The sequence below is a fragment of the Devosia sp. A16 genome (genome assembly GCF_001402915.1).
Taxonomy (GTDB): Bacteria; Pseudomonadota; Alphaproteobacteria; order Rhizobiales; family Devosiaceae; genus Devosia_A.
Map to the genome: position 1 here is coordinate 984,450 of NZ_CP012945.1, position 12,818 is coordinate 997,267.

General features: G+C 65.4%; 13 protein-coding genes. All 13 read left to right on the forward strand.

Annotated features, from left to right (window positions below; genetic code table 11):
- Positions 1-15 precede the first annotated feature (15 nt).
- The 13 genes from APS40_RS04870 (at position 16) to APS40_RS04930 (ending at position 12,815) form a co-directional block, all read left to right on the forward strand.
- On the forward strand, positions 16-1,764 hold the full coding sequence (locus APS40_RS04870; protein ID WP_055045994.1) for an IlvD/Edd family dehydratase: 1,749 nt from the start codon (positions 16-18) through the stop codon (positions 1,762-1,764).
- A 16-nt stretch (positions 1,765-1,780) separates the two neighbouring features.
- Positions 1,781-2,461, forward strand: coding sequence for an RraA family protein (locus APS40_RS04875; protein ID WP_236884197.1), 681 nt, complete (start codon positions 1,781-1,783; stop codon positions 2,459-2,461).
- Positions 2,461-3,492: an ABC transporter permease gene (locus APS40_RS04880; RefSeq protein ID WP_055045995.1), complete on the forward strand. Its 1,032-nt coding sequence runs from the start codon at positions 2,461-2,463 to the stop codon at positions 3,490-3,492. Before APS40_RS04875 ends, APS40_RS04880 begins: the two co-directional genes overlap by 1 nt.
- A gap of 66 nt (positions 3,493-3,558) precedes the next feature.
- The gene (locus tag APS40_RS04885; RefSeq protein ID WP_055045996.1) at positions 3,559-4,539 is read left to right on the forward strand and encodes a substrate-binding domain-containing protein; all 981 of its coding nucleotides are present in this window, start codon (positions 3,559-3,561) and stop codon (positions 4,537-4,539) included.
- 125 nt (positions 4,540-4,664) lie between these two features.
- A complete protein-coding gene (locus APS40_RS04890) occupies positions 4,665-5,441 on the forward strand; it encodes an ATP-binding cassette domain-containing protein (RefSeq protein ID WP_055045997.1) in 777 nt (258 codons plus the stop codon).
- Positions 5,442-5,452: 11 nt separating this feature from the next.
- Positions 5,453-6,529: a fatty acid desaturase family protein gene (locus tag APS40_RS04895; protein ID WP_442855862.1), complete on the forward strand. Its 1,077-nt coding sequence runs from the start codon at positions 5,453-5,455 to the stop codon at positions 6,527-6,529.
- The gene (locus tag APS40_RS04900; RefSeq protein ID WP_055045999.1) at positions 6,522-6,839 is read left to right on the forward strand and encodes a MocE family 2Fe-2S type ferredoxin; all 318 of its coding nucleotides are present in this window, start codon (positions 6,522-6,524) and stop codon (positions 6,837-6,839) included. Before APS40_RS04895 ends, APS40_RS04900 begins: the two co-directional genes overlap by 8 nt.
- Positions 6,840-6,841: 2 nt before the next feature.
- Positions 6,842-8,056, forward strand: a complete 1,215-nt coding sequence (locus tag APS40_RS04905) for an NAD(P)/FAD-dependent oxidoreductase (protein ID WP_055046000.1) — start codon at positions 6,842-6,844, stop codon at positions 8,054-8,056.
- A gap of 79 nt (positions 8,057-8,135) precedes the next feature.
- On the forward strand, positions 8,136-9,005 hold the full coding sequence (locus tag APS40_RS04910; protein WP_055046001.1) for an amidohydrolase family protein: 870 nt from the start codon (positions 8,136-8,138) through the stop codon (positions 9,003-9,005).
- Positions 9,006-9,577: 572 nt separating this feature from the next.
- Positions 9,578-10,369, forward strand: a complete 792-nt coding sequence (locus APS40_RS04915; protein WP_055046002.1) for an IclR family transcriptional regulator — start codon at positions 9,578-9,580, stop codon at positions 10,367-10,369.
- A gap of 17 nt (positions 10,370-10,386) precedes the next feature.
- Positions 10,387-10,692: an L-rhamnose mutarotase gene (locus APS40_RS04920; protein ID WP_082434671.1), complete on the forward strand. Its 306-nt coding sequence runs from the start codon at positions 10,387-10,389 to the stop codon at positions 10,690-10,692.
- A gap of 7 nt (positions 10,693-10,699) precedes the next feature.
- Positions 10,700-11,581: an amidohydrolase family protein gene (locus APS40_RS04925; protein WP_197279438.1), complete on the forward strand. Its 882-nt coding sequence runs from the start codon at positions 10,700-10,702 to the stop codon at positions 11,579-11,581.
- A 49-nt stretch (positions 11,582-11,630) separates the two neighbouring features.
- Positions 11,631-12,815: an enolase C-terminal domain-like protein gene (locus tag APS40_RS04930; protein WP_055046004.1), complete on the forward strand. Its 1,185-nt coding sequence runs from the start codon at positions 11,631-11,633 to the stop codon at positions 12,813-12,815.
- Positions 12,816-12,818 lie beyond the last annotated feature (3 nt).

Here is a 12,818-nt window from a genome sequence, read left to right on the forward strand (position 1 = left end):
AGCGAGACAAAACAGATGAGCCACGCCTCCGACGACAGCACGGGAAAGCCCGCAACCGCCTTCCGCAGTTCGGAATGGTTCGCCCGCGCCGGCAAATACGGCTTCATTCCGCGCAGTTGGATGAAGAGCCAGGGGTTCGTGCCGGAAATGCTCGATGGCCGGCCGGTGATCGGAATCTGCAACACCTGGTCGGAACTGACCAACTGCAACCGGCACCTGCGCGATCTCGCCGAGCATGTGAAGCGCGGCGTGCTGATGGCCGGCGGCTTCCCACTCGAATTCCCGGTAACGAGCCTCGGCGAGCCGCTGATGCGGCCGACCACCATGATGTTCCGCAACCTCGTCGCCATGGATGTCGAGGAGACCATTCGCGCCAACCCGATCGATGGAGTGGTGCTGCTTGCCGGCTGCGACAAGACCACCCCTGCCCTGCTGATGGGCGCCGCCAGTTGCGACATCCCCACTATCCTCGTCTCGGGCGGCCCGATGCTCAACGGTCGCTTCAAGGGGCGCACCCTCGGTTCGGGCACCGACATGTTCAAGCTCGACGAGGAATACCGCACCGGCAGGATCTCCAAGGCCGAGCTCGATGCGGCGGAAGCCGCGATGAGCCGCTCGGCCGGTTCCTGCATGACCATGGGCACCGCCTCGACCATGGCCTCGCTGGCCGAAGCCATGGGCATCGGCCTGCCGATGAACGGCTCGACCCCGGCCGTCGACAGCCGCCGCGCCGTGCTGTCGGAACAGGCCGGTATCCGCATCGTCGAGCTGGTGAAGCAGGGCATCACCATTTCCCAGATCCTGACGCGCGAGGCCTTCGAGAACGGCGTCAAGGTCAACGGCGCTATCGGCGGGTCCACCAATGCTGTGGTGCATCTGCTCGCTCTGGCCGGACGGCTCGGCGTGCCGTTCAATCTCGAGGATTGGGACCGGCTCGGTCGCGATATCCCCACCCTCGTCGATCTCAAGCCCTCCGGCCGCTTCCTGATGGAAGAGTTCTTCAACGCCGGCGGCCTGCCGGCGGTGATGGAGCGGCTGCGTGATCGCCTCAAGCTGGATGCCCCGGTGGTCGAGGGCGGCACCATCGGCGAACGCATCGCCGGGGCTGAGAGCTGGGACGACGAAGTGATCCGCCCGCTCGACAACCCGCTGACGCCGAAGGGGGGCATGATGGTGCTCAAGGGCAACCTCGCGCCCGATGGCGCCATCATCAAGCCGTCGGCCGCCTCGCCTCGCCTGATGCAGCATCGCGGCCGGGCGGTGGTGTTCGAAACGGCCGAGGATTTCCGCGCCCGCATCGACGATCCCGATCTCGATGTCGATGCCGACAGCGTGCTGGTGCTGAAGAATGCCGGGCCGCGCGGCTATCCCGGCATGCCCGAGGTCGGCAGCATGGCGCTGCCCAGAAAGCTGCTCGAACAGGGCGTCACCGACATGGTGCGCGTCTCCGATGCGCGCATGAGCGGCACCGCCTTCGGCACCGTGGTGCTGCATGTCGCGCCGGAATCGGCGATCGGCGGCCCTCTGGCGCTTGTCCGCACCGGCGACATCATCGTGCTCGACACGGCCGCGCGAAAACTCGAGCTCGAAGTGGACGAGGCCGAACTGGCCCGCCGCCGCGCCGCGTTCGTGCCGCCCCAGCCGGCCTTCGAGCGGGGCTACGGCAAGCTTTTCATCGATCACGTGCAGCAGGCCGACAAGGGCGTCGATTTCGATTTCCTCGTCGGCGCCAGCGGCACTCCTCCCTCCAAGGTTTCCTTCTAGAAAGGGCGTTACCCCCGTGACCTCCGTGTTTATCCCGCGCCAGAACCCGCCGCTGCCGGAGGGCTGGCAACAGCTCTACTCCGCCGTGCTGAGCGATGCGCTCGACGCGATCGGCATCTGGAACCAGGCGATGTCGCCGAAGATCCGCCCGCTCGACGAGAGCCTGAAGCTCTGCGGCCGGGCCCGCACGGGTCAGTACATGGAGGTGCCGTTCGTCGCCGAGGGCAGCAACCCCTATGAGCTCGAGATCGCCATCGTCGACGATCTGAAGCCGGGCGACGTCGCGGTGTTCTCCTGCGGCGGCTCTTCGCGCATTGCGCCCTGGGGGAGTCTCCTCTCCACCGCCACCCATGCCCGTGGCGCCGCCGGCTGTATCACCGACGGCTTCGTGCGCGACATCCTCGGCATCCGCGAGCTCGCGCTGCCGGTGTTCCATGCCGGCATTGCGCCGCTCGATTCCAAAGGTCGCGGCCAGATCCAGGCCGTCGATGTGCCGGTGATCGTCGATGGCGTCCGCATCGAGCCAGGCGACCTGGTGTTCGGTGATGCCGACGGCGTCGTCGTCGTGCCGCAGGCGGTCGAGGCCGAAGTGCTGCAGCGCGCCTTCGACAAGGTCAATGGCGAGCACCATTCGATGAACGAGCTGCGCGCCGGCGGTTTCCTGCGCGACGTTTACGCCAAGTACGGGGTGCTCTGATGTCGGCCGGGGGGAACGTCACGCAAGCACGCACCAACCCGGTGGCGAGCTTCTTCAAGATCGAAGGCACCGCCACCGCCCTCGTATTCCTGGTGCTGATCGTCGTGTTCATGATCACCGCACCGCGCGCCTTTCTCGGCTACCGCGTCTATATGAGCTTCATGGCATCGGTGCCGCCGCCGCTGATCATCGCGCTCGGCCTGACCCTGGTGGCGACCGCCGGCGAGATGGATTTGAGTTTCCCCTCCGTCGTCGCCTTCGCCAGCTACGTCTTCGCCTTCCTGTTCCAGCAATACGACATGACCTGGCTGGCGCTGATCGCGGCGCTCGCTACCGGCACGGTCATGGGCTTCGTCAACGGCCTCGTGGTCACCAAGCTCGGCATCCCCTCGATGATCGCCACCCTGGCCATGATGTTCCTGTGGGGCGGGCTGGTCACCGTGGTGTCGAACGGCGTCACTGTCGCCATTCCGCAGATCGATGGCACGCTGATCCAGGCCATCATGGTGGGCCGCATCGGCGGCATCGTGCCGGCGCAGATGCTGTGGGCGATCGCGCTCTCGATCTTCGTCTGGCATCTGCTCAACCGTCACCGGTTCGGTGAGAACATCCTGTTCATCGGCGACAGCATGAAGGTGGCCAAGGTCGTCGGCATCCAGATCGATCGCGAGAAGATCAAGCTGTTCACCCTGATGGGGCTGCTCTCGGCGCTGGCCGGCGTCTTCCTCACCGTCGAGACCACCACCTACTTCAACCAGCAAGGCCAGGGCTACCTGCTCACCGTGATCGCCGCCGTGTTCATCGGCGGAACCTCGATCTTCGGCGGCTCCGGCAAGATCGTCGGCACGGTCTTCGCCTCGCTCATCGTCGCCGTCATCGAAGCCGGCCTCGTCGCCAGCGGCGTGCAGGGCTTCTGGACGCGCGTCTTCATCGGTCTCGTCTTCATCATCTCCGTGGTGATGAACACCGCCATCGAGGACCCCGACAAGGTGCCTCTGATCAAGTCCGTGCGCTCGCGCCTGCGGCAGTGAAAACCGCCCGACCGGGGCGGGGGTTTTAGCTCCGGTCGGGACCACGAAATAGGGAAAGGAACAATCATGAAGTCAATTCTCAGGGGCCTCGCCGGCCTCGCCATGGGTGCCGCGATGGTGGCGGCCCCGCTCGTTGCCACCGCCCAGGAAGCGGTCGACAGCGGCATGACCATCTACTTCCAGCTCGGCGGCAATCCGGGCGACAGCGCCACCCTCGCCCGCGAGCTCGGCGCCCGCGATGCGGCTCGCATCCTCAAGGTCAACCTGATGGAGCAGCATGCCGGCTGGGACCCGCAGAAGATGCTGGTGCAGGCCAACGAAGCGCTGGCCGCCGCACCCGACGCCATCGTGGTGATGGGCCACCCCGGCACCGACGCAATGACCTCGTTCATCAACAAAGCGAAGGAAGCCGGCATTGTCGTGGTGGTGAACAACAATGCGCTCCCCGGCACCTCGCTGAGCTATTTCGGCCTCGACAATTTCGGCGCCGGCAAGAACCTCGCCAACCTCACCATCGAAAAGGGCGGGCTCAAGGAAGGCGACAAGGTCGTGGTCTATGGCGCCTTCATCGAAGGCGCTCCCGGCAATGACGTCGCCAAGGGCACCGTCGAGGTGCTGACCGAAAAGAAGATCGCCTTCGACGAGCTGCAGTGGTCGAACGAGGCGGTGGCCGATCCCTCGCTCTCGGTGCCGGTGCTGGTCGCCTATCTCGAAGCCAATCCGGACACCAAGGCGATCATCGTCCCCGGCCACAGCGGCATCACCGCCGTGCTCGGCAAGGTCCTCGCCGACGCCGGCAAGCAGCCCGGCGAAGTCGTCGCCTCGGGCTTCGACATCTCCGCGGGCGCCATCCAGGGGTTGAAGGACGGCTACATCACCGTGGTGCTCGACCAGCAGCCGTACCTCCAGGGCTTCATGCCGGTGGTCGCTGCCGTGCTCGAAAAGAAGTACGGCCTCGCCGGCCTCAACCTCAACACTGGCGGAGGTTCGGTGACCAAGGACAATGTCGAGGCGCTGGAAGCCCTGGTGAAAACCGGCATCCGGTAACCTCTCCACCTCTCCCCCTGGGGAAGAGGTCGGATCGCGCAGCGCTCCGGGTGAGGGGGCCTTCTGCCGTCGCGGGCGGCGGTCCCCTCGTCCGACAACTCTTCCTGAAACACAGGACCAACAAGATGACATCCACCCCGATCGTCCGGCTCGAGAACGTTCGCAAGCAATACGGCAAGGTCGTTAGCCTCAAGAACGTCACGCTCGAGATCGGCGCCAACGAGATCGTCGGTCTGATCGGCGACAACGGCGCCGGCAAATCGACCCTGATCAAGGTGCTGACCGGCGTGGAGCAGCCTTCGAGCGGCACCATCTATGTGCGCGGCCAGAAGATCGATGCGGCGAGCTACTCGGTGAAAGAGGCGCACAAGCTCAAGATCGAGACCGTCTACCAGGACTCCTCGCTGGGCGAGAAGCAGCCGCTGTGGCGCAACTTCTTCGTCGGCCGGCCGCTGACCAACCGCTTCGGCTTCATCGACGTGAAGGCCGAAAAGCGCATCGCCAACGAGATCATGCGCTCGACCATCGGCTTTCGCGGCGTCGGCATCGATGTCGATACCCCGGTGAGCCGGCTGTCGGGCGGCGAGCGCCAGGGCGTCGCCATTGGCCGCGCCATGCATTTCGACAGCGACCTGATCGTGCTCGACGAGCCGACCGTGGCGCTGGCTTTGAAGGAAGTGAACAAGGTGCTGGACTTCATCCGCTCGATCAAGGCGGGTGGCCGCAGCTGCATCTACATCGAACACAACATCCACCACGTGCACGAGGTGTGCGACCGGCTGGTGGTGCTCGACCGCGGCGAGATCGCGCTCGACGCACCGACCTCGTCGATGACCTACACCGAACTCACCGATTTCCTGATGTCGCTGCACAAGCCGCGCGTGGCGGGGGCCGTGCCATGAAGATGACCTCGTTGCTGCGCTTTGCAACCAACCGCGACTACTCGCTCGTCGGGCCCGAAGCCGCCAAAGCGATCGAGACGGGGCTCGCCAATGGCGAGTGGTACAAATCGCCCATACCGCGCAAGCGGCTGAAGGAGTTGATGGCGCGATCGGATGGGCCGGCGCTGCGCGATACGGCAATCTGGCTCGGGCTGATCCTCGCCTTTGGCGGCCTCGGCATCTGGCTCTGGGGAACCTGGTGGGCGGTGCCGGTCTTTGCCGTCTACGGCGTGCTCTATGCCTCGGCGGCCGATTCCCGCTGGCACGAATGCGGACACCGCACGGCGTTCCGCACCGTCTGGATCAACGATGCCGTCTATGCGCTGGCCTCGTTCCTGCTGTTGCGCAGCCCCACTGCTTGGCGGTGGAGCCACACGCGGCACCACACCGACACGATCATCGTCGGGCGTGACCCCGAGATCGCCGGTATGCGGCCGCCGCAGTTGATCATCATGGTGCTCAACATCTTCGGCTTGGTGAATGTGCCGCAGTCGCTGGCGACGCTGGCTCGCTACAGCGTGGGCCGGCTCAACGCCGAGGAGCTGGACTACGTCCCTCAGATGGAGCGCTGGCGGGTGCAGGTCGAGGCAATCGTCATCCTCGCAATACACCTCGGGGCGCTGGCCGTGGCCGTCGCGACCTCGAGCCTCTTGCCGGTGGTGCTGATCGGCGGGCCCAACATCTACGGCATCTGGTTCCTGTGGTGGGTGGGGAACACCCAGCACCTGGGGCTGGCGGAGGATGTACTGGATCACCGGCTCGATGCGCGCACGGTCTACATGAACCCGGTGTTCCGCTTCCTCTACTGGAACATGAACTACCATGTGGAGCACCATATGTACCCGATGGTCCCCTATCACGCCCTCAAGGCGCTGCATGAGGAGGTGAAGGCCGACTGTCCACCCGCGACGCCGAGCGTCATGGCGGCCTGGCGAGAGATCCTGCCAACCATTCTGAGGCAGTTGAACGACCCGACGCATTTTATCCGCAAGCAGTTGCCGGCGGGCGCGGGACAACTGGCCGAGCGCGCGGGGGCACACCATGGCTGAGTGGATCCGGGCCTGCGGCGTCGACGACATCGACACCGAGGATGTCGTTCGCTTTGACCACGCTGGGCGGACCTTCGCCATCTACCGCAGCCCTGACGACAGGTTCTACGCAACCGACGGGCTCTGCACGCATGAGCTGGCACATCTCGCCGATGGCTTCGTGATGGATTCGATCATCGAGTGCCCCAAGCACAATGGTCGGTTCGACTATCGCACCGGCGCGGCCAAGGGTGCGCCGGTCTGCGTCAACCTCAAGACCTATCCGGTCCGGGTCGACGGCGATCAGGTTCTGATCGAGGTCAGCCCCTGACCATGGCATCTCAGGCAGCGGTCATCATCGGTGCCGGATTCGCCGGCGTGTCGGCGGCCTTCGCGCTTCGCGAGACGGGCCATCTCGGCCCGATAACGATCGTCGGCGACGAGGGCCACCTGCCCTACGAGCGCCCACCGCTCTCCAAGGGCCTCCTGAATGGGAGCCAATCCGGCCTGGTGCCGATCCGGCCGGCACCGGACTATGCCGCCGCCGGCATCGAGCTCCTGACGGGCGCCGCCGCGCTCGGCATCGATCGGAAACGATGGCGGGTGGAACTTTCGACCGGGCCCGCCCTGCCCTATGACCAATTGCTGCTCGCGACCGGGGCCGCTCCGCGCCGCCTCGATCTGCCGGGCAGTGATGCGGTGGCCATCCACACGCTGCGCGACGCACGCGACCTCGAACGCCTGCAGCCGGCATTTGTCAGCGCGCGGCGGCTGGCAATTGTCGGCGGGGGATTGATCGGCCTGGAACTGGCCGCGGCCGCCCGCCAGCGAGGCATTGAGACGACGGTGATTGAAGCGGGCCCCCGTATCCTCGGCCGCGGCGTCCCGCACGCTTTGGCTGCGGTGCTGGCCGACAAGCATCGCAGCAACGGCGTGACGATTCTTACCGACGCGACCCCGGTCTCGGTATCGCCGGCCGGTGTGACGCTGAGCGACGGCCGGACCATCGAGGCCGACACCATCATCGTCGCCATCGGTGTCTCGCCCAGGACATCCCTGGCCGAAACGAGCGGGCTCGCTGTTGCCGGCGGCATCGTCACCGACAGCATACTCCAGGTGATCGATGGGATTTTCGCGGCCGGCGACTGCGCCGTCACCGCGCATCCGCTCTTCGGCAATGCTGCGGTGCGCCTCGAAAGCTGGCAGAGCGCCGGCGACCATGGCGCGGTGGCTGGACGCAACATGGCGGGGCGGGCCGAGCCGATCGGGATCGTGCCGTGGATGTGGAGCGATCAGTACGATCTGGGCCTCTACATGGCGGGGCTGCCGGCGATCGCCGCGACGATGGTGGACCGGGTCGAAGATGGCCTCATTACGCAGTTTCAGCTTGATCCATCGGGGCGGCTCGTCGGCGCCGCATCGCTGGGCGTCGGCACGTCGGCATCGCGCGGCATCAAGATCGCCAGCCGGCTGATCGCTGGTCGCGCCGTGATCGACACCAGCTATCTGGCCGATCCATCCCGTCCGTTGAAGGCCCTGCTGTCGTGAGGGCTGGCAAGCGAACTCGCCGATTTCCTGACGTCCTGCACAAGCCGCACGTCGCCGCAACAACCTGATCGGAGCCGCCATGACCGCCCGCGCCTATTGTGATTGCCACGTCAATATCTACAACGAAGAGCACATCCTGCCGCTCTACTGGACGCTGCACGGCCGGGTGCGGAAGGGCGAACTGGCGCATCAATCCGATGCGGATTCGCTCTACAAGGCGATGGCCGAGGTGGAAAAGGCCATCATCTTCACCCTGCGCTATGCCGACGCCATCGGCGTCGAGGGCGACGACGAAACCACCGCCGCGGCGGTCAGGAAATACCCCGACAAGTTCGTCGGCTTCGCTTATGTCGATCCCCGCCGTGCCGACTACATGGATATGCTGGTGCACGGCATCGAGGACCTGGGGCTCAAGGGCGTGAAGTTCGGGCCGATCTACAACGGCGTGCATCTCTCCGACCCGCGTCTCGAGCCGGTCTACGAGTACCTGCAGAAGCGCAACCTGCCGCTGACCATGCATATGGGCACCACCTATGCCCGCAACGCCCCGGTGGAGCTGGGGCGGGCCATCCATGTCGAGCCGGTGGCGATGAAATACCCCGACCTGACCATGGTCCTCGCCCATATGGGCCACCCCTGGTACGACGAGGCGATCGTCGTGGCGCGCAAGCAACCCAATGTCTGGCTGGAACAGTCGGCGCTCTTCTACCGGCCCTGGCAGTACTACAACATGCTGGTGCTGGCAGAGGAATACCGCACCGCCGACAAGATCTTCTTCGGCACCGACTTCCCCTTCGCCGGGGTGGCGGAATCGGCCGACGGGCTGATCAACATCAACAAGCAGCTCGAAGGCACCAACCTGCCACGCGTCAGCGAGGAGACCATCCAGTCGATCCTCTGGTCGAACCCGTTCAAGACCTGGTGGAAGGGCGACAACCCGCTGGGGTGAGGGGCGGCCCGCTGCGACCGACAGCACCTCGCTGGTGGGATGCGTTCCACATCGCCGAACGCGCCCCATCAGGCATCGCGAATAATACAATAAGAACATAATCTTAAGTCGCGACCCGACCTAAGTTGTAGCCTCAGGTCGATTGACTCATCTCAGACGAAGGCGTTCACTATTGGAACGTCGCATTCCACCTATGGAACAAGAAACCGGGGAATGCGGCTCTGAGGAGAGGGAGGCCGGTCAAGCGGCAAGCCGTGCGGTTGGACACGCACCTGCGCCCGCAGGAGCGTGAACGCCGAAGGTTTGCCCAGCAGCCGGTTAGTGTGAGCGTGAGCACGCTGCTGTTCGAGCAATGGATTGACGATGGCGCTGCAGGAGCGTGGGGGGATGCCCCATGTCCTCCACCCACTCGGTGTCATCCCCGCGGAAGCGGGGATCCATCTCGCAGCCCGAGCCGAACGGCGAGTTGGGTCCCAGCTTTCGCTGGGATGACACCCGGTGTGGAAGGCCGGCCCACGGGCCGTTCCGTTCAACATGCTGCGGCCAGCAAGCGCCGGAGCGGCGGGCAATAAATGTCCAGCATCCGGCGCGCCATTCAGGTTCTCGACCTGCTCGCCCGCAAGGGTGGGCTGGGCGCGCGCGCCGTGGCCCAGCAATTGAGCCTGCCCGTGGGCTCGGTGCACCGGCTGCTGATCGACCTCGCCGACGAGGGCGTGGTGGAGCGCGACGCCGACGGTGGCTGGCAGCTGTCGTACCGGCTGCTGGCGATCACCGACCTGCAGCTCGACGGCGTCGCCTTCCCCCGGCTGGCCCGGCCGTTCTGCGAAGCCATCGCCGAAAAGACCCGCGAGACGGTGAACGTCAACGTCCTGAGCGGCGAGGGGTGCGTGTGCATCGACAAGGTGCGCGGCAACCAGAACATGCAGCTCGACTGGCGCATCGGCGCGCGCGGGCCGCTCTATTGCGGCGGCAGCGCCAAGGCCATCCTCGCCTTTCTTGGCGAGGCCGAGCAGCAGCGCGTGTTCGACCAGCCGATGACCACCTTCACCCGCTACACCATCACCGACCCCACCGAGCTCCGCGCCGAGCTCGCGCGGATCCGGAAGCGCGGCTACGCCATCGACAACCAGGAAGTCGTGGTGGGTGTGTTCTGCGTCGGCGTGCCGATCGTCGACCGGCTCGGCCGGCCGGTCGGCGCCATTTCCATTTCCGGGCCCACTCCCAAGGCGCCCGGCGCGGCGATCCAGCCGCAGGTGGAGCTGCTCAACGAAGCCGCGAGCAGCGTGAGCCGGCGGCTTGGCTACAACGGCCAGTGGCCGCCGCCGCAGGCCGGCGAGCGGGCCCTCGCCACATCAACAACCTGATCGAGGATTTTGAGACGATGCGCTCTGCATGGGTAATGAAGCTGAAGCCCGGCCAGGAAGCCGAGTACAAGCGCAAGCACGACGAGATCTGGCCCGAGATGGTGGCGCTGCTGAAAAGCCAGGGCGTCTCCAACTACACCATCTACCGCTACGATCTGCTGCTCTTTGCCTACCTCGAAAAGCCCGACAACGCGCCCAGCCAGACCGAGGGCGTCGACCCGGTGGTGCTCAAGTGGTGGAAGTGGATGGAACCCCACATGGAAACGCACGAGGACGCCCGGCCCAAGGCCTGGCCGGTCGAAGAAATGTTCCGGCTGGATTGAGGGCATCATGCTGAAGGTCGTCGATCCGCATATCCACCTGTGGGACCTGTGGACCCGCATCTACCCGCATTTCGAAAAGCCGGGCAAAGGCGGCGCCAATGCCGCGATCTCGCGCAGCTACCTGCTCGAGGAATATCTCGAGGAAGCCGGCGACGAGATCGAGATCGTCGGCGCGGTGCATGTCGAGGCCTTCCCCACCGATCCGGTCAAGGAGTCCGAGACGCTACAGGCGGTGGCCGACCGCAGCCCGATACCGATCGTCCTGGTGGCGCATGGCGACCTCGCCGCGCCCGACTTCGGCGCCCTGCTCGACCGGCACGCGCAGTTCCCGATCATGCGCGGCATCCGCCAGGTGGTGAACCGCCACCCCGATCCCAAGCTCAACTACATCACTCGCGACCTGATGGATGAGCCTGGCTGGATCGGCGGGCTCAAGGAACTCGGCCGCCGCGGCCTGAGCTTCGACCTCCAGCTCTACCCGCACCAGATGGCCCAGGCGGCGAAGCTCGCAGGCGCGGCGTCGCAGACGCAGATCATCCTCAACCATGCCGGCATGTGGGCCGACCGCGATCTCGCGGGCTGGAAGGCCTGGAAATCGGGCATGCGCGAACTCGCGGCGCGTCCGAACATCGCGGTCAAGATCAGCGGCCTCGGCATGCTCGACCGGACCTGGACCACCGAAAGCTTCCGCCCGCTGGTGCTGGAAACGCTCGAAATCTTCGGGCCGGAGCGGGCGATGTTCGCCTCGAACTTCCCGGTCGACAAACTGACCAGCACCTTCCCGACGCTGTGGCAGGCCTTCGCCAAAATCACCGAAGGCGCCTCGGAAGCGGAGAAGGCCGCCTTGTTCCAGGGCAACGCGCGAAAATTCTACCGCATCCCAAGCTGACCTGCCGCCTTCGGCGCCCAACCGACATACGACTACCTGGAGATTTCTAGTGAAGATCAAGAACATCGAAGCCTTTGCCATCACCAACCCGATTGCCGGCGGCATTTACGACGAGGGCAAGGACAAGGTGACGGCGCGCCGCCCCCCCTGGACCAAGGATGCCGAAGTCGCCAACCCGATGTCGCGCTACCCGCGCTACAAGGCGCTGCGCTCGAGCTGGAATAACGCCTTTCCTGCGGTCGGCGTCATCGTCACCGCCGACGACGGCTCCTGGGGTTTTGGCGTCACTGGCTACGGCCAGCCCACCATCAGCCTGATCAACGACCATATCGGTCCGCTGCTGCACGAGGAGAACGCTCTCGCCACCGAGAAGCTGTGGGACATGATGATGCGCATCACGTCGCCCTACTCTTCCTCGGGCCTCGCCTCCTACGCCATCAGCGGCATCGATCTGGCGCTGTGGGACCTCAAGGGCAAGGTGCTGAAGCTGCCGGTCTATGAACTCGCCGGCGGCGCTGCCCGCGACAAGCAGTTCTGCTACGCCACCGGCAACGACACGGACTGGCACATGGAGCTGGGCTTCAAGGCCACCAAGCTCGCCTGCCCCTACGGCACCGCCGATGGGCTCGAGGCGCTCGACAAGAACGAAGCCTTCGTCGGCAAGGCGCGCGAGCTGATCGGCCCGCATGTCGAGCTGATGCTCGATTGCTGGATGGCCTTCGACGTCGAATTCGCCGTGCGCCTCGCTCACCGGCTGAAGCCGTTCAACCTGAAATGGATGGAAGACTGCCTGATCCCGGAGGATCACACCTCGCACAAGGCGCTGCGCGAACGCCTGCCCTGGCAGACGCTGGCCACCGGCGAGCACTGGTACACCCCTTACACCTTCTTCGAGGCGGCCAAGGATCGAGTCGTCGATATCTTCCAACCCGACATCAACTGGGTCGGCGGCTTCACCGCGGTGCAGAAGATCACTGCCATCGCCGACGCCTCGGGCCTCGAAGTGATCTGCCATGCCGGCATGAACACGCCCTATGGCCAGCACTTCAACTACTCGGCGCCCGACTCGCGCTGGGGTGAGTATTTCGTCGGCGGCGCCCCCGGCATCCCGTTGAAGCACACCAACAACTACCCCGGCATGGCGGTCCCCCAGGACGGCTACGTCGTGGTCAGCGACGAGCCCGGCTTCGGCCATGGGCTGTCGAAAGACGCCATCGAGAAGATGGCGCTCTGAACA

What these genes read in the sequence shown, in the direction of transcription:
- APS40_RS04885 (WP_055045996.1), top strand. Translation starts at nt 3,559, where the DNA reads ATGAAGTCAATTCTCAGGGGCCTCGCCGGCCTCGCCATGGGTGCCGCG.
- APS40_RS04900 (WP_055045999.1), top strand. Translation starts at nt 6,522, where the DNA reads ATGGCTGAGTGGATCCGGGCCTGCGGCGTCGACGACATCGACACCGAG.
- APS40_RS04870 (WP_055045994.1), top strand. Translation starts at nt 16, where the DNA reads ATGAGCCACGCCTCCGACGACAGCACGGGAAAGCCCGCAACCGCCTTC.
- APS40_RS04890 (WP_055045997.1), top strand. Translation starts at nt 4,665, where the DNA reads ATGACATCCACCCCGATCGTCCGGCTCGAGAACGTTCGCAAGCAATAC.
- APS40_RS04925 (WP_197279438.1), top strand. Translation starts at nt 10,700, where the DNA reads ATGCTGAAGGTCGTCGATCCGCATATCCACCTGTGGGACCTGTGGACC.
- APS40_RS04910 (WP_055046001.1), top strand. Translation starts at nt 8,136, where the DNA reads ATGACCGCCCGCGCCTATTGTGATTGCCACGTCAATATCTACAACGAA.
- APS40_RS04920 (WP_082434671.1), top strand. Translation starts at nt 10,387, where the DNA reads ATGCGCTCTGCATGGGTAATGAAGCTGAAGCCCGGCCAGGAAGCCGAG.
- APS40_RS04880 (WP_055045995.1), top strand. Translation starts at nt 2,461, where the DNA reads ATGTCGGCCGGGGGGAACGTCACGCAAGCACGCACCAACCCGGTGGCG.
- APS40_RS04905 (WP_055046000.1), top strand. Translation starts at nt 6,842, where the DNA reads ATGGCATCTCAGGCAGCGGTCATCATCGGTGCCGGATTCGCCGGCGTG.
- APS40_RS04915 (WP_055046002.1), top strand. Translation starts at nt 9,578, where the DNA reads ATGTCCAGCATCCGGCGCGCCATTCAGGTTCTCGACCTGCTCGCCCGC.